This window comes from Nocardia asteroides (assembly GCA_019930625.1).
Lineage (GTDB): Bacteria > Actinomycetota > Actinomycetes > Mycobacteriales > Mycobacteriaceae > Nocardia > Nocardia sputi.
Window position 1 is genome coordinate 2,258,490 of record CP082844.1, and the last position, 16,161, is coordinate 2,274,650.

General features: G+C 68.9%; 11 protein-coding genes. 5 read left to right on the plus strand and 6 right to left on the minus strand.

Annotated elements, in window-relative coordinates:
* The first annotated feature begins 820 nt into the window (after positions 1–820).
* Complete coding sequence (locus tag K8O92_10245; GenBank protein ID UAK34213.1) at positions 821–1,270, plus strand: hypothetical protein; 450 nt, start codon at positions 821–823, stop codon at positions 1,268–1,270.
* 445 nt (positions 1,271–1,715) lie between these two features.
* Here K8O92_10245 and K8O92_10250 read toward each other — a convergent pair whose 3' ends face one another.
* Together K8O92_10250 and K8O92_10255 are read right to left on the minus strand one after the other, a co-directional pair.
* Positions 1,716–3,095 (minus strand): hypothetical protein, encoded by a 1,380-nt coding sequence (locus K8O92_10250; protein UAK35590.1) that lies wholly within the window; start codon positions 3,093–3,095, stop codon positions 1,716–1,718.
* A gap of 86 nt (positions 3,096–3,181) precedes the next feature.
* The gene (locus K8O92_10255) at positions 3,182–5,029 is read right to left on the minus strand and encodes a hypothetical protein (GenBank protein ID UAK34214.1); all 1,848 of its coding nucleotides are present in this window, start codon (positions 5,027–5,029) and stop codon (positions 3,182–3,184) included.
* Positions 5,030–6,002: 973 nt separating this feature from the next.
* Between K8O92_10255 and K8O92_10260 the strand changes: the two genes are divergently transcribed.
* The 3 genes from K8O92_10260 to K8O92_10270 all read left to right on the plus strand — a co-directional run bounded on the left by K8O92_10260 (position 6,003) and on the right by K8O92_10270 (position 9,030).
* Positions 6,003–6,578 carry a Fe-S cluster assembly protein HesB gene (locus tag K8O92_10260; protein ID UAK34215.1) on the plus strand — a complete coding sequence of 192 codons (576 nt, stop codon included), beginning with the start codon at positions 6,003–6,005 and terminating at the stop codon, positions 6,576–6,578.
* Positions 6,579–6,702: 124 nt separating this feature from the next.
* Entirely contained in the window at positions 6,703–7,413 is a 711-nt protein-coding gene (locus tag K8O92_10265; protein ID UAK34216.1) for a hypothetical protein, read from the plus strand.
* Between the two features lie 342 nt (positions 7,414–7,755).
* On the plus strand, positions 7,756–9,030 hold the full coding sequence (locus K8O92_10270) for an ROK family protein (protein UAK34217.1): 1,275 nt from the start codon (positions 7,756–7,758) through the stop codon (positions 9,028–9,030).
* A gap of 61 nt (positions 9,031–9,091) precedes the next feature.
* Here the strand turns inward: K8O92_10270 and K8O92_10275 are convergent, their stop codons facing one another.
* Positions 9,092–10,720, minus strand: a complete 1,629-nt coding sequence (locus K8O92_10275; protein UAK34218.1) for a DUF2207 domain-containing protein — start codon at positions 10,718–10,720, stop codon at positions 9,092–9,094.
* Positions 10,721–11,006: 286 nt separating this feature from the next.
* Here K8O92_10275 and K8O92_10280 point away from each other — a divergent pair, with 286 nt between their 5' ends.
* A complete protein-coding gene (locus K8O92_10280; protein ID UAK34219.1) occupies positions 11,007–11,921 on the plus strand; it encodes a neutral zinc metallopeptidase in 915 nt (304 codons plus the stop codon).
* A 49-nt stretch (positions 11,922–11,970) separates the two neighbouring features.
* Here K8O92_10280 and K8O92_10285 read toward each other — a convergent pair whose 3' ends face one another.
* From K8O92_10285 to K8O92_10295, 3 genes are all read right to left on the minus strand, one after another.
* Positions 11,971–12,660: a TetR/AcrR family transcriptional regulator gene (locus tag K8O92_10285; protein UAK34220.1), complete on the minus strand. Its 690-nt coding sequence runs from the start codon at positions 12,658–12,660 to the stop codon at positions 11,971–11,973.
* Positions 12,657–14,903, minus strand: coding sequence for an MMPL family transporter (locus tag K8O92_10290; protein ID UAK34221.1), 2,247 nt, complete (start codon positions 14,901–14,903; stop codon positions 12,657–12,659). The genes K8O92_10285 and K8O92_10290 overlap by 4 nt, the downstream gene beginning before the upstream one ends.
* 81 nt (positions 14,904–14,984) lie before the next feature.
* Positions 14,985–15,803, minus strand: a complete 819-nt coding sequence (locus tag K8O92_10295) for a hypothetical protein (GenBank protein UAK35591.1) — start codon at positions 15,801–15,803, stop codon at positions 14,985–14,987.
* Positions 15,804–16,161: the final 358 nt, after the last annotated feature.

Sequence of the window (16,161 nt, forward strand, 5' to 3'; positions counted from 1 at the left end):
TCTCGCCCGCCGAATCCGACGAAACTTGGACCGCTACCGGCTCGCCCGAAGCCGCGGGAGCAGTCGCCGATGCCGCAGCTGGGATCTGATCGGCGGAACCAACTCTGGTCTCGGCGAGTTCTTGCTCGCGCAATTCGCGGATTCGCTCGAACAGCGCCGCATCCGGATCCTGCGGGTCAAGCGAATCCTTCGACGCCGTGGCATCGTCGAGCCGTACACCGTCCCGGCTCCCGATCGTGACCGACTCGACACGACCCACCGAACCGTCGATCGTCATCCCGGGCTCGCCGACGACGAGTTCCCGCTGCGGATCGGCCGCTGCCGCCAGCGTGCGGTCGCGTGTGCTGGGAGCAACCGGCAGCATCGTCCCCTGGGGAGCCCCCGCCAGCCGCAGCACGGCATCCTTGCTGAGACTCATCGTGGACAGATCCGGAGGGACGTGGGCCCCGCTGCCGTCGACCACCTCCCCGCTGGACGAACCGAGAGGTCCGCGGCCACCGCCGTGGACAGCGACGACTCCGGCGAATCCGCCGTTGAGCAGCGACGCCAAAACGTCCTCTGGGCGTTGCGGCCAGCCCGTGATCAACGCCGCCGCACCCAGACCGGACACCGCGCCCGCGACCCCCTGCACCAGCCCGAGCGCCGCTCGGCTGGTCTCCAGAAGGGGAAAGACTCTCGGCGCCATAGTGCCCGCGGCAATGCCGCCCAACGCACCGCCGGCACCCGATACTCCTGCGGCGGCGACGGACTTCAGGTCGATACCCCTCGGGTTCTCCCCGTTCGGGCCCTTGACAGTCGAATTCCGGTCTCCGGAGGCGACTTGCACAAGCTGGACCCCGAGATCCACACCGGCGGGCAGCGCGGCGGCCGTGCCGACCGTCACCGCGAACCGGGCCGGCCCCAACGCCGACAGTCGGGCCGCCGTGCTCGCCGCGCCCACCTTGTAGGCCTGCTCGAGGCCCGCGCGCATCAGCGCGACCTTGCCCCGGCCCTCGACCAGCATCGACTCCACAACCGGAGCCGCCGCAACCTGAGCGGCCGGACCGGCCGCGGCGGCTGCCGCCAGCGTCCTGAAGATGCGCCAGGCCAACTCGACGCCGAACGCGAACATCACGCACAACGTCTTCTCCGCATCGTTGGCGGCCGCGTGCGCCTGATCGGCCAAGGCCAGCGCTTCCTCCCGCAGCCTGGCCGCGCCCTCCCGGTGCAGATCCAATATCTCGCGCACTCGATCACCCAGCGCGCCGAGCGAATCCTCCTCTGCCAGTAGAGTTTTTGCGTCGTCCGCATGACCGTTCATGGCGGCGGCCTCGGCCCGCAGCTCCGCGGCCACCCACCGCATCCCGGACACGTCGGCGCGCGGCAGGTCTCCACCGAAGACCACCAGTTCGATCGAGCGCCGCACCGGGGTGGGCAAACCCTCGAACATGGTACGCAGCTCCACGACCCGGTTCAGCAACCACGAACCGTCCACCGGCACCGCCTACTCCTGCCGCGACGTCGCGTCGACCAGCACAGCGTGCAGTGCTCGCGCCTGCACGCTCGCCTCGGGGTCGCGCAGCACGACATCGGCGAACGCGGCGCCGAGGGCCCGGCTCACATCGAAGAGGCTGCCCGTCGACGTTGTCTGTGCCGAAGGATAAAAGCGCGACACGGCCTCGGCGGCGCCACCCGTCCCCAATCCTGGAGGTACCGGATCGCCCACCATGACCGGCTCAGGTGAGTGCACCCTGCCGCCGCCGATAGCGCCGTTCGAAATCGGCCGCGTACGTCGAGGGCGGCGTCGAAGACGAAGATTGCTCCACCACACCGTCATCGGCGATGTAGAAGATCGCCCGCCCGATCACGATCTCGCCGGGCGGCACCGGCACGTACACCATCCAGCCCGCGCTGATTCGATCGGCGCGCAACTGGTCGAGCGGGTAGCCCGTCGTATTCAGCTGCCGATCGGTGATGTACTCGACGACGCGGGCGATGGCGTCCGGCGCCGTGATCGTCTGCCGGGTCTGTTGCCCGATCGAACCGGCGATCGAGAACTGGTACAGCGCACCGTCGATATCGAAACGCGCCGGGTCGTCGAAGATCTCGGCCATCAGGTCGCGCGTGACGACACCGGCGTGCGCCGCCGACACCAGCGCGTCCGCCGCCGCGCGCACTGGTTCGGCCGGCCGATCGGGCAGCAGGCTCACCACGATATCGATCACCGTATCCGCGGTCCATACGCCGGGAATCGCCGAAGCGGACCGCTCCGCCGAGGGCGACTCACCCCGATACCATCCTCCGGAATCCCACCAGTAGCAGAACGAGAGCAGACCCGCTGCCGCGCGCGGATTCAGGACCGGGTCGGCTACCCAATCCGGTGCCCCGGCATAGAAATTCGGCATTTCGGCACCGTCGTTGTACACCCCGTCCAGCGCGGGCGGGTTCCAGACACCGCCCGACAGCACGGCCCGCCCCCCGGGCAGCACGAACAGCGTGGACCCGGTCCGACGGGAACTTTCGAACCACCCGAGCGACGGCAGGATTCTGGGACCGCGCTCGGAGCGCACCGCGACGAAGGCGGCCGACAGCACCGCCCATCTCGCCCACAGCACAGGCAGATCCGGCAGTTCATCCACGATCGGCACCGGCCGCACCCCCGCGTCCCGATCGGCACGCACCCCGGCGACGGCCTGCTGCGGGCTGCGCGTCTGCCGATCGGCATGCTCGAGATACGCCGCCAGCCAGATCGGCAACCGGTCCCTCGGATGCTCCGCGAGATCGGCCCGATATGCCTCGGGGGAGAACAATTGGCCGTCCGGGAACGGCTCGTCACCGTAGTCGTAGTCGAACTCCACCTCGCCGTCGGAGGTCGACGACATCAGCAGCCGCCACCACGGCCCTCGGTCTCGACGCGCCGCCAGCTCGCGGTGCTGCCGAACCAGTGCTCGCACCGACTCCGATGGTTGCGTCCACACCGGTTGCGCCGCAACGAGGTAGGCGATGTCCGCCACGTCTTCGGTGACGGTCGACGCGAAGGCGGCATCCCACGACCGCCACCCCGGCGGCCCCGCTGCCGAGATCTCCGCGGCAATCTGACGCGCCAGCCGCGTCACCTCGTCGTCGGCCGGATTGACCGTGCCCGCACTCTGCATTCGATATCCCCTTGCTGCCCTGGTCCGCGAAATCCTGTTCCGAGCCGTCACGCCTCGTCTCGCGTCGCCGGTCGTCGCGCGGTGTCGACGTGCAGTCGGCACAGTGTCTTCACCGGTTCGGTGGCGCCCTCGGCGTTGAGCACGACGTCGGTGAACGCGTCGGGGAGCGCCGCGGCGGGATCGAACCGTCCCATGTCGACACAGCCGCCGCTCAACCGATCTCGCCCGTATTGGTAGCCGTGCACCACCCGAGCCGGACTCACGCGGCGGTACGCGCCGTGGTCGCCGAGGTATTCCGCGATCAGGGCACGTTGCGCGCGAGCTCGCGCCTGCCGCGCGCCGGCGCGATCGATGGCCCACGCGAGTTCGCGGAGCGTCGCCGCGTAGATTGGGCGCGTATCCGCTTGCGTCACAACCGCTGCCGGGTGTCCGCTCGCTGGAATCCCGTCGGGTAGCCGTGCAGGATCCGTGAGCTGAACAATATCGACGACCGCCGACCAGGTGAGCGCCTGTTCCTGTGCACCAAAAGCGGACTGCTGCTCGACGCGCACGATCTTCCGCTGCTCCAGCTCAGCGATCCCGACGCGCCGCACTTCGATGACCGGAGACTTCGTGAGCACGTCGTCGGTATCCGCGAGGAACCCACCGACGGCGTCCTCATCGATTCCGGGCGCATCGAGTCCGGTCACCTCGACGCGGTGCCGATCGGCCAATTCTCGTACGAGCCGCACGGGGTCGCTGTCGGTGTTCGACCGGTTCACCGGTTGCGGTGTTCGCTCCGGCCGGTCGCGGTCGGAGCGTTTCGCGCCCGGCGCGGAACTTCTGTCTGCCGCAGACTTTCCGGCGGAGATGCGGTCGGGCCGCCCAGCGGGTGGCGCGGCGCAGATCGTGTCCGACCACGGCGTACCCGGCGGTTTGCGGCCCATCGGCGCACTGACAGCGGCAGGAGGCGCGCTGGCCCGCGCGGGGCCTGCCGCCCTGCTCGGCCCGCCCCGCGCAGGCTCGGTCGCACTGCTCGGCGGGCCCCGCGTGGGCGGTGTCGCTACCCTGTTCTCGTCGCCAGAGGGCCCGATGGGTCGGCGGCGGGTACCCGGGGTAGTCGCGCTGGATGTCCGGGCGGAGTCGGCCGATTGGCGTCCATCCGGGCCGGCAATGCGATCACCGCTGTTCGCGGCACTTCCCGAAGCTGTTTGCGAGCCAACAACTCCGGGACTATTGGTTTCACCGCCGGAATCCGGTACGTCATCGGGAGCGCCGATGTGTCGAGCGGGTGCCGCCTCGGTTCCGATCGGCACGAATTCCACCGGTCGCGATACCAGGTAGGAGCTCGGCGCAGCGTAGGAATTCGGCTTGGCCGCAGCCGGTGTGCGAGCGGGCTCGGCGGACATGTCACCGACCGAACCGGACGTACCTTCCGGCTCGAGAGTCCGCTCGACACGCCTGCCGCCCTCGTGATCGGTGGATCGGAAGGTTTCGGCGGCAGCCTTCACCTCGGTGCCGAAGCCCTGCCCGGATTCGGCGAAGTTCTGCAGCGCCACCAGCCCCTGCCCGGCATCCGGTTCGTAGGTCTTCGCGACCGCCTCACCGGCCTCGTCGTCACCCCACCACCGGCCTTCGTCGGCAAGCACGGCCCAAGGCCGCACCGCCACCTGACCGACCTCGACGCCGATCTCTTGCCACGCCGCACCCCGCCCCCCGAGGTCCTTCGGATCGATCCACAGCGCTCCGCTCACCGGGACGCCCCCTCGGCATCCGCTCAGCGATCCGGCAGGTCCGTCGTCATCGTCGATGTCCGTCCACGGCAAGCCGCCCGCGCGACCGCAGATCGGCCGGAGCCCGTCACCGCAGAACCGGTCCGTCCGATCACCGTCGAGGCTGCCGGAACGACCTGGCACGCCCGCTGCGGAACATTTCAACGTGTGCCCTTCCTGCACCCCGTCGGATCAAACCTATGACGTACTGACAACGGTATGTCGACGCCGGAGAACACAGCCCGAGAAGACCCCCCAGCACTGAGAGCTGAGCAGCAGGCAATTCGTATCGGACCGTCTCCTGGCCCTCAGCCGCGACTGCGGCCACGCCGTCGGCAGCGGCCCAGTCCGGCATAGCGCCAGTGACATCACTCGGTGCGGATTGCGACTCAGCCCGGGATCGGCTGCGGCAGGCATTTGCAGCGCAGCGCGGTCGAGAAGACCCGCCCGTCGCGCGGTATCAACCCACTCGATCAACACCGCGCCGTTGCCAGATCCTTGACCCAGGCGAATGCAGTCACATCGACCGCCTGATCGAGCTCGAGGACCCTATCGTCCTCCTCGAGGACGCCCAGCGGGTACTCGCTGGGTGGGACGACCGGGCACTCGACGGCGAACGGTGAGAGACTCAGCGGGCGCTGCCGTAGCGTCGCCAGCACCCGCGCGTCATCGCGTGCACGCCCCGGCGGCGATGCCGCACGACCGGCACAGCGGCGACGGCTGACCGCCAACGCACCCACCCCGGCAGAGGCGGGTACCACGGCCTGCCGTTCGGCGACGTGGGCGACCTTGGAGCAACCACAGGCGTGGCGATGAACCTCGGGTGCGTTCCGGCGACACCGCATACCGCCACCAGCCCGGCCTGACCGGGCGAGACCAGTGCACGGCGTCATTTCAGTACCGCCCTACACACGTCGGCCGGATTCTTGACGACCAGATGGCAATTTGCCACACAGCACGCGGTGCTGCTGGCGCCATGACCAGTAGCGATGCGTTCTGGAAGCACACTGGTAAATTGTCGGGCGCGCCCGAAACGGATGTGGCACCGAACGCGGGACCCGAGCGCGGGTCCTACGACGCCTACTGAGTTGGCCCGAACACCCGGAGAGGCGGGACAGTGACTCGCACGCTATGCCTGGCGCAGGACGCCGAGGCGGACAAGCTACTGACCGAGGACCACTTCGCCATACTGCTCGGAATGCTCCTGGACCAGCAGTACCCGATGGAGCACGCCTTCCGTGGCCCGAAGAAGATCGCCGACCGGATGGGCGGCTTCGACATCCAGCGCATCGCCGAGGCCGACCCCCAGGAGTTCGAGGACTTGGCCGCGAGCCCGCCCGCGATCCACCGCTACGGCCGGTCGATGGCCCGCCGCGCGCAGGAGCTGGCCCGCTACGTCATCGAGCACTACGACGGCAAGGCCGAGAACATCTGGACCGCGGGCGACCCGGACGGCAAAGAGGTGCTGCGCCGCCTGAAGGACCTTCCCGGCTACGGCGAGCAGAAGGCGAAGATCTTCCTTGCCCTGCTCGGCAAGCAGCGCGGCGTGCGGCCGGAGGGTTGGCGCACGGCCGCCGGCGCGTACGGCGAAGAAGGCTCGCGCCGTTCGGTTGCCGACGTGACCGACGCCGAATCCCTGACACAGGTAAGGGAATTCAAGAAGCAGGCGAAAGCGGCGGCCAAAGCCGAGTAGCCCGGCTACCGTAACTCTCTTGTTGCCTATTTGAAATCTGGGTGCTTTTTTTCCTCGTTTCCCCGGAGTTTGTGCCGGATGCTTTGCCTCGAACAGCTCCACCTGAGATGAGGGATTGCAGGACATGAGGATGAGGAAGTTTGCCGTGGTGGCCGCGCTGGTCACCATCGCGACCGGAGTGGCCGCGGGGACGTCCGGTGCCGCGCCGGCGGAAGGAGGCACCGAAAGCGCAGTCAATTTCACCGCGTATGCCACTGATACCCAGTCGATCATCGAAACCGACTCGGGTTCGCTGATTGTGGAGGACGGGGTGTTCAAAGTTAAGGCATCTAACGGTACCGTCCTGGCGGGCCATCCGCTGCGGTTTCAGCTCGACGATTTCGAATTCCCCATCGCCGCGCAGATTTCCGGCCGCAGCGCGACGCTGACCCCGCTGTTCGACCGGGAACACGCGGTCTACAAGCCGGTGGCGCTGCCGTACGAGGACAAGGCGCCGTGGAAGACGGAGTACGACCGTGAGGTCGCCGCTTGGACCCGCCTGACCAGCACCATCACCATGGGCGCCGCGATCGGCACCCTGGTCGGCGGCATCGGTGGCGCTGCGGTCGGCTGCGTGCTCGGCGGCATCGCCGGCGCGACCATCGCGGCGGGGACCATCGCGGGCCTGTTCGGTCCGTTCATCCCGGCCGCGGGCGTCGGCTGCCTCGTCGGCATCGCCGGGATCGGCGCGCTGGGCACCGTCGCGGGCCAGATCCTGATCACCGCCCCGGTCGCGATCGGCGCGGCGATCCAGTACTTCACGACGGTCAATCAGCCGTTCAACGCTCCGAAGTAATCCTTCCGCGTGAAAAGACCTCGCCCCGTGGACCTCTCCGGGGAGCGGGGTCTTTTTGTGTCCTCGCGACCTGGGGAAACAATGTGGGTGTACACACAACGGCGCGTCGGGGGTTGGTGCGTCGCGGAAATCGGTGTTAATTTCAATGACATGTCCGCCAGCCGATGGAACCACCTGCGGGTCACTTACGTGACCGCCGCGCTGGGTCTGCGGCTGCCGTTGACCCGCGAACTGTGTCGCCTCTCTTGCTGCAGCTGAGCTGGTTTTCCTGCTCATTTGCTGCCTCGCCGCCCATGTAGGCACGTCCCGTTCGATTACGGGACTTCAGCAAGGATCTGCACAATGTCCCTTCCCACCCTCGAACGATCCGTCTCCAGGGTTGCGGGCAGCCGTACCCGCGTCCCGCGTCCGGTTGTCGCTCCCGAACTGCGCATCGCCGACAATCCGGCGGCCGCGGTCCTGCGCGCCGCCACCGGCGGTCCTGTCTCCCGCGACAATGCCGCGCGCACAACCGGTTTGAGCATCGCCACCGTCAATCGCCAGGTTTCCGCACTGCTGGCGGCCGGTCTGCTGCGGGAACGCCCCGACCTGACGGCCTCGGGTGCGGTCGGACGTCCCCGCGTCCCGTTCGAAATCAACCACGACGCCTACCTGACCATCGGCGTCCACATCGGCGCCGCGGTCACGAAGATCGTCGCCGCCGATCTGCGCGGCCGCATCCTCGGTGGTCTGGCGATCGCCACCCCGCAGACCGGCCAGGAGTTCGCCACCACCACCGTCGCCCGCAGCGCGAAGGCGTTCCTGCAGCGCTGGCACCGGCGCAAGGCCCTGTGGGCGGGCGTCGCGATCGGCGGCCGGGTCGACCCGCTGACCGGCGTCGTCGACCACCCCAAACTGGAATGGCGTGGCGCTCAGGTCGGTTCGGTCCTCGGTGAGGTGCTGGAGTTGCCCGTTTCGGTGGCGCCGCACGTCGAGGCGATGGCCGGCTCGGAGCTGTTGCTGCCCACCGGCGAACCGAAGGACCAAGCCCGCGTGAAGCGGGGCAGCAGCCTGTACTTCTACGTGCGTGAGACCGCCGGTGTCGCGGTGACGCTGGACGGGCGCGTGCACACGCCGAGCAACGGCCCCGGTTCGATCGCGCATCTGCCCACCGGTTCGAACGTCGAATGCACCTGCGGACGGCGTGGCTGCTTGGAGGTGACCGTCGGCGATCGGTCGCTGCACTCCAGGGCTGTCGGCCTCGGCATCATCCCGGCGTACAACGGCACCGCGGGCTCGACCATCGCCGACCTGTACCGGGCCGCTGAGGCCGGTTCGGAACCCGCGCACGAGCTGCTCGCCGAGCGGGCCACGATCCTCGGCCACACCGTGGCGATGGTGCGCGACATGCTCAACCCCGACCGGGTGATCCTCGGTGGCCAGGCCTTCACCGGCTACCGCCCCGCGGTCGCCCATGTGGCGCGGGCGTTCAACCAGGGTTCCACCTTGCCGCCCACCGACATCCGAATCAGTGGATTCGGCGGCAAGGTGCAGGAATACGCCGCTGTGGTGACCTCGCTGAGTGTCCTCTACGCCGATCCGCTGGCCGCGGTCCGGCGAACCGCACTGAGCGACTGAGCGATACGACGAAGGGCGACCGGCCGCCGAGCGGCCGGTCGCCCTTCTCGTGTGCGTGACGCTACCGGTGCGGATCGCCCGCAGTGGTGAAAAGTCCTTCCAGCGCCGTGATGAAGAACGGGAAGTGGCTCGCGAAGCGCTGGAGGTTGCGGTCGCGTTCGAAGCCGCCGAACCAGTAGAGGCCCGGTTGCGCGTCGGCCGAGGGATCGAGGTCGCGGAAGACGCGGATCCAGTTGTCGGCGCGGGCGCCGAGCACCGTGAACGGCAGGGCGCGGGAGAACACGGTCTCCTGGTCGATCGGCGGGATATGTTCGCGCCGAGTCGTTTCCAGTCCACGTTGCAGGGCGCGGATCTGCCGGGCGAGCTCCAGGCCGCGCGCCGTCCGCATCGGCAGGTACTTCGGCACGAGCAGGGTAGCGACGCCACCGAGCGCGATGGCGACACCGACCAGCGCATGTCCGGACGTGAGCGCGAGCACGACCGTCGCGGCGACACCCGCCACCACCAGCGCACCACCGAGCCACACCGGGAGGCCTGGGCGGCGGCGATCGAGGAAGTTGCCTCGGCCGACGGCGTCGGCGACCAAGGCGGTGCGTACCGGACCGGCGGCCACGCGACCCGGCTTGCGCAACTCGCCTACCGTCACCGCGTCGGCGCCTTCGGGCAGCAGCGCCTGGTAGACCGCCTTCTCATAGTCGCGCAACTGATCATCGGGGGCGTTGACCCGGGTGATCCGCCAGTCGCTGTCGCTGAGCGGGATGATCCGGATGTACCGGCGCACCGCGAGATCCACCACGGTAGCCGCGATGTCGACCGGATCGACGTACCCGTCCAGCAGCAGACCCGCCTCGCCGGGCAGCGTGCCGTCGGGCGAGGTGAACTGCACCCGATCGCCCTCGCGCAGCAAAGGGTCGATCGTTTCCGAACCGCCGCCGATCGCCGCCTCCTCGCGACGGGCGCGCAGCACGAAGGCGACCAGGCCCGCCAGCGCGAGCAGCAGGACGCCGAACGCGACGAGCGCCGGAGTGGTGATCGCGAAGGGGCCCGCGTCGCCGCTGTCGCGCACGTCCGCGTTGCTCGGCACGGTGCCGGGTGGCAGTTGCAGTGTCAGGTCGATCGCGTCGCCTTTGCGCAAGTCGGTCTGCTCGAGGAAGAGGACGCCGTCGGCCTCGATCTTGACGTCGGCACACGGGCGGGTGTTGCCGGGCGGGCCGAGTTTGCAGTCGACGATGCCCATTTCGAAGCTCGGGCTGATGAGCGAAGCGCTGATGGACGCGATATCGGTGTTCAGCACACCCAGCCAATGGAACACCTGGGTGCCCGGGGCATCGCTGACGGTGTTCTGCACGGAGTACTCGAAGGTGGATTCGCCCGGCCGGGCCTCGATTGTGAACTGGTCGTTCGCGACCGTCGCGGTGCCCGCGCCCTCCGTGTTCACCTCGGTGACCCGGAAGAGGCGCTCGGCGTCGTCACCGACCTTCAACCGCAGTGGAAGCGACATCCGGAACGAGCCGTCCGGCGGTACCGAGACCTTTTCGACCACTTCGAGGATGCCCTCGCGGCTCAGCTTCAGATCGGCGGTGATGGTCACGCCCGGCGCGGGCTGGGCGTGGGTGACCGGGGCCGTCGCGAACAATCCCGCGATGGCGAGAAGCAGCGCGCCTAGGGCGGCCCCCCGAAAAGTCAGCATGGCTGCCTACTCTAGACAGCTTGCTATCCTGCGTCAGCGGCTGTCGGCGATCATCGAGACGAGGGGGTACGGGGGCGTGACTCAACCACCGTACGGACACGGACCGGTCCCGCACGGGGGGCGTCCGGTTCCTCCGCCGCCCGGCTACGGTGCGCCCTATGGTTCGCGACCGGGGTACGGTCCGCCACCTGGATACGGCCCTCCTCCCGGATACGGTCCGCCGCCGGGATACGCCCCGCCCGCCTACGGTCCGCCGCCGGGTTACGGCCCGCCGGTCCCACCGCCGATGCCCTATGGCCCGCCCGGGCGCCCGCCCTACCCGCCACCGCGCAAAAAGGGTGGTGGCGGATGGGTGGTGCTGCTGGTCGTCGTCGTGTTCCTCGTCGCGGCGGGGCTGGTGCGCAACGCGATCGCGGTGGGACGCGACAGCGACGCGTCCGGCCCGCAACCGAGTTTCACGTTCGACGCCCAGCCGGATGGCTCCGCACCGGCGGCTACCGGAAACAACCCGCTGCTGACCGACCCGAACGCGACGCTGCTTCCCGCGCGGTGCGATTACTCGCCGTGGGGCACCCAGGTGGACGCCGCCCGTAAATTCTTCGAAAGCGCCGCGTCGTGCCTGGAGACGGCGTGGAAACCCGTGCTGCGCAAGGCGAATCTGCCGTTCCAGCCGCCGTCGCTGAACGTCAGCGCGACCACGGCGGGCATCACCACGCCCTGCACCGGCTCGACCAGCAACTTCGCTGCCTTCTACTGCCCGGCGAACAAGACCATCTACATGCCGATCAGCCAGTTGCAGACCGATTATTTCAAGGACAATTGGGTGGTCTACCTGTCGGTCTTCGCGCACGAGTACGGACACCACGTGCAGGCGATTTCCGGCATCCTGCGCAAGGCCAACAGCGAGCGCGCCGACGCGGGGCCGCGCAGCGCCAGGGGGCTGGAGTTGTCGCGTCGCGTCGAGTTGCAGGCCAATTGCTTCGACGGCATGTACCTCTCCTCTTCATCGGAGGGCGGCTCGCTGAGCGACTCGCAGCTGGCCGTGGCACGCAAGGACGCCTACGGGCGCGGCGATCAGGCGGGGGACATGCGCGACCACGGCTCGTCGGAGAACGGTGGGCAGTGGTTCGAGACTGGTTTGGACAATAATCGTGCCGCCCAGTGCAATACGTTCACCGCGTCGGCGAGCTCGGTGAGCTGAGGCGAGGACGTGGACGCCCGGCAGTCGATCGGTGAAAGGGTGCCACCTCTCACTCCGGGGACTGATCCGTCCGAACCTTCCGCAGCCACGCCGTGACCGTGTCCGGTGTGGGCGGGTCCGCGCCGATCTGGTCGAGCACGCCGTAGCCCAGGCAGGCGGCGCCCATCACGCGCGATGCGACGGCTTCCGCGTCGCCCCAGGGCAGGAAGGGCTTGGCGATCAGCAGTGAGGCGATGCCGTGGGCGACCGACCACAGTTCCAGCACGATGGGCAGCGGATCGCGCGGCGCCATCGTCCCGGCGTCCATGCACTTGCGCACGGTGGCCGCGAAATGCTGGAAAGCCCCGCTGGTGAGCACCTGGTCCACCGCGCCTCCGGTCTCGGCGGGCACGGTCGCCAGCCGGTACTGCTCGGGATGCTCGAGTGCGAAGCGGACGTAAGCCATGCCTTGGTCGTGCAGCTGCGCGACCGGGGAGGCCGCGGGGTCGGTGGCCGCGCGCATCGCGTCGGCGAGGTCTTCGAAGACCTGGGCGACGACGGCCTCGATGAGCTCGTCCTTGTCAGCGAAATGCCGGTAGATCGACGGCGCGCTCACCCCGACCAGCTTGCTCACCGCGCGGATCGAGACGGCGTCGGCATGCCCGGTACTGGTGAGCAATTCGGCCGTGGCGCGCAGGATCTCCTCGCGCAGCTGGGCTCCGGAACCCCGCGGTGACCGCGGACGCCTGCCACCGATCATGCCCGTCCCGCGGTTTCCAGCGGGCGGGCCGCGGGGTCCTGCTCGTCCTCGGTCAGCCCGATCTTGGCGTGCAGGCGGGCCAGCGGGGCGGGCGCCCACCAGTTGGCCGGACCGAGCAGGCGCATGAGCGCGGGCGCGAGCAGGCCGCGGATGATCGTGGCGTCGGCGAGCACGGTCAGCGTGAGGCCAAGGCCGAGCAGCTGCATGAAGGAGACCTTCGCGGTTACCAAGGCGCCGAGCACGATGGCCATCAACACGGCGGCCGCGGTGAAGATCCGGCCCGTGCGGGCCAGGCCGACCGCCACCGCGCGGGTGTTGTCGTGGGTGGCCAGCCACTCCTCGCGCACCCGCGACAGCAGGAAGACCTCGTAGTCCATGGACAGGCCGAAGGCCAAGCAGAACATCAGGATCGGCATGGTCGGCACCAAGTAGCCCACCGGGGTGAAACCGAGCAGCCCGGACAGGTGGCCGTCCTGGAACACCCACACCATCGCGCCGAAGGCGGCGGCCAGCGACAGTGTGTTCAGCACGAGCGCTTTGATCGGCAGCACGACGCTGCCGGTGAACAGGAACAACACGACGAACGTCGTCAGCGCGATCAGCGCGGCCGCGAGTGGAAGCCGGTCGGCCAGCGCCTTCAGCGAATCGGCGTTGGCCGCCGCGGCGCCGCCGTAGAGGGCCTCGCCCGGCGCCGGGATCGCCCGGATCTCGGCTAGCTGCCGGTCCCCGGCGGGCGAGAAGGGATCGACCTTGGTCGCGACGCTCAGGTAGGTCCCGGTGTCGTTGACCATTCCGGTCGGAGGCGGCGCGATTCGCGCTCCGGTCACGTAGATCCCGGCTGCGGAGAGCACGGCGGGCACGCCTTCGACCTTGGACAGCTCGGCGGCGTACCCCCCGAGCGCCGCGTAGTCGCCGTGGTAGCCGTCCAGCACGATCGTGGTGTTGGCGACCGGGTCGGCTTGGGGGAACTCGGTGCGCAAGGCGTCGCCGACCTGGCGGCTGGCGGCGCTGTCGGGCAGTACCCGGTCGTCGGGATAGCCGAACTTCACCGAGAGGAACGGAGCGCCGAGTGCCAGCAGCAGCGCGATGATCACGATGGCGACCGGCGCGGCGTGCCGCATCACGCCACCGGCCAGCCGATACCAGCCGCTGTCCTCCGGCGCTTGCGGGCCGGGTGCGGGCGCGCCGCGGCGGAACAGGCGCCGCAACGGAGCCCGCAGATCGAGGGAGTTCACCCGGTGTCCGAGCAGGACGAGCGCCGCGGGCAGGACGACGATGGAGGCGGCCGCCGCCGCGGCGACGACCGCGACGCCGGCGTAGGCGAAGCTCTTCAGGAAGTACAGGTCGAACACGCTCAGCACGGCCATCGAGAGTGCGACGGTGAGCGCGGAGAACAGCACGGTGCGTCCCGCGGTCTGCACGGAGCGGATGGTGGCCGCGGCCGGATCCAGCCCGTTGGCGAGTTCCTCCCGGAAGCGGCTGACGATGAACAGGCTGGAGTCGATGGCCAGCGCCAGACCCATCGCCGTCGTCATGTTCAGCGCGTAGATCGAGACGTCGGTGAACAGTGTGAACAGGCGCAGGATCGCCAGGGTCGCCAGGATGGCGAAGACCCCGATGGTCAGCGGGAGGGCGGCGGCGATCAAGCTGCCGAACACCAGGATCAGCACGATCATCGACAGCGGCACCGCGACGCCCTCGGCCAAGGCGAGGTCGCGAGTGGTCTGCTCGGTGACGTCGTGGTAGATCGCGGCGATGCCGCCTTGGCGGACCGTGACGCCGTCGGAGACGCCCGCGAACTGCTCCTCGAGTTCGCCCGCGGTGTGCTGGACTTGCGTCTCGTCGCCGTCGAGGTAGGCGACGACCAGGGCGCTGTTGCCATCGGTGCTGCGCAACGCGTTCGCCAACGGCTGCTGCGCGGTCCAGTAGGACTGGACGCCCTGCACATCCGAGCGTGCCTTCAGCGCGTCCGCCAACGCGGTGCCGACCGCCTTGGTTGCCGGATCGTCCGCGCCCGCGTCCGAGCTGACCAACAGGACGAAGTTGGGGGCCGCGCCGGCGAAGTTGTCCGCGATCACTTGGTTGACGCGGGCGGATTCGGCATTGTCCGAGGTGAACCCGCCGGACTTCAAGTGGGCGGGCGCGGTGGCGCCGAAGATGCCGCACAGCACGGCGATGGCCAGGGCCGCCGCCAGTACGGCGCGCGGAGATCGTGTGGTGAATCGGGCAATCCGGGTCAGCATCGCGGCTCCGCTCGAGGGGTTAACGGCGTTAGAGTAACGCTGTTAACCTATTGGTGTCGAGCCCTCGCGACGCGCCGGAGGTCAGCCGCGGAACTTGCGGATCGCCCGCAACCCCCGCCGCCCGGGCACGGGGAGGTCGTCGCGCATCTCCACCCATTCGGCGGTGGTCAACCAGAGCTGCTGGACGCGGGCGTCGGCGGTGTTGTGGAAAATGCGGCGGCCCCGGTCGTCGCGCAGTTCTTGCGCGACCACCGACCAGCGCGGCGCGCGGCCGTGCTCGTCCAGGTAGTCCGCCAGGTACGTCGCGATCGCGGTGCCGATCATGTTCACCGGGCGCAACGACACCCGGTTGCCGTACTGGGCCGCGTAGAAACGCCGTCCGGCGCACAGCGATCGAGGGTTGGCGTTGGAGGCGATCCACCCGGCGCGCTGGGCACGCTCGATCAGCCAGAGGTGTTTGACCGCCGACGGCGCGATATTGCCGACGCGGGTGCGGATCAGCGTCATGATCTGCTCGCTGCACAGCACGTCGCGGCGGGTGGGCCCATAGCCGTGCGCGGTCCAGTGCGCGTCGGCCAGTTTGGCCAGGGCCCGGCCGAAATCATCGATGCTGCGCTGGGCGCGGCGTCCGAGGCGTTCGATGCGCTCGGCCTCGCGGCGCATCTCGTTCTGCGCGGTCAGAGTGCGGATGGCGGCCATGGTGGGCACCTGGCCGCGCTCGAGCAGTTCCAGGATGGCGGCGGCGGTGGCCGGATCGGCTGCCGCGGTGACCGGCAGCGAGTCGCGCTTGATCGCGAACTCCTGCGGGCTGATGGCGCGGCTCAAGAGGGCGACGGCGGAGCGGTCGCCCGCGAAATCGGTGCTGGACAGCCAGGCGGCGGCGATGTCGTCACACGACACGGTGGACGGTCCTCCGGTGGAAGTGGGGGAATTGGCGCTGGTCACCCGTGGGCCGAGCTTTGTTGGTTGTGCCCCGGTCGGGATGAGGGACCGGCCGGGGTCACCAACCTGATGAAGGTTTGGCTACCGAAGTTGCCGACTGCCACGTTAGCCAGACGATTGCATCGGTGTCACCCATGGTGACGGTTTCGTTATATCCAAAAAGTCGAGGTAAACCGGGGTGTGAGTTCATATTTTCCGGCGCATGAGGGGTGTGGCGGCGGCCTGGTCCGGTCTTCGCCCGAGCAGCATGAGTGATAGCTCAAATGTTGCCACCTTGGATGCCATGGCGGGCTTCCGAAGAAGGCGGCGCGCATGT

Coding starts and splice junctions, on each gene's coding strand:
- K8O92_10265 (UAK34216.1), top strand. CDS start 6,703: ATGAGGATGAGGAAGTTTGCCGTGGTGGCCGCGCTGGTCACCATCGCG.
- K8O92_10270 (UAK34217.1), top strand. CDS start 7,756: ATGTCCCTTCCCACCCTCGAACGATCCGTCTCCAGGGTTGCGGGCAGC.
- K8O92_10275 (UAK34218.1), bottom strand. CDS start 10,720: ATGCTGACTTTTCGGGGGGCCGCCCTAGGCGCGCTGCTTCTCGCCATC.
- K8O92_10280 (UAK34219.1), top strand. CDS start 11,007: ATGCCCTATGGCCCGCCCGGGCGCCCGCCCTACCCGCCACCGCGCAAA.
- K8O92_10285 (UAK34220.1), bottom strand. CDS start 12,660: ATGATCGGTGGCAGGCGTCCGCGGTCACCGCGGGGTTCCGGAGCCCAG.
- K8O92_10290 (UAK34221.1), bottom strand. CDS start 14,903: ATGCTGACCCGGATTGCCCGATTCACCACACGATCTCCGCGCGCCGTA.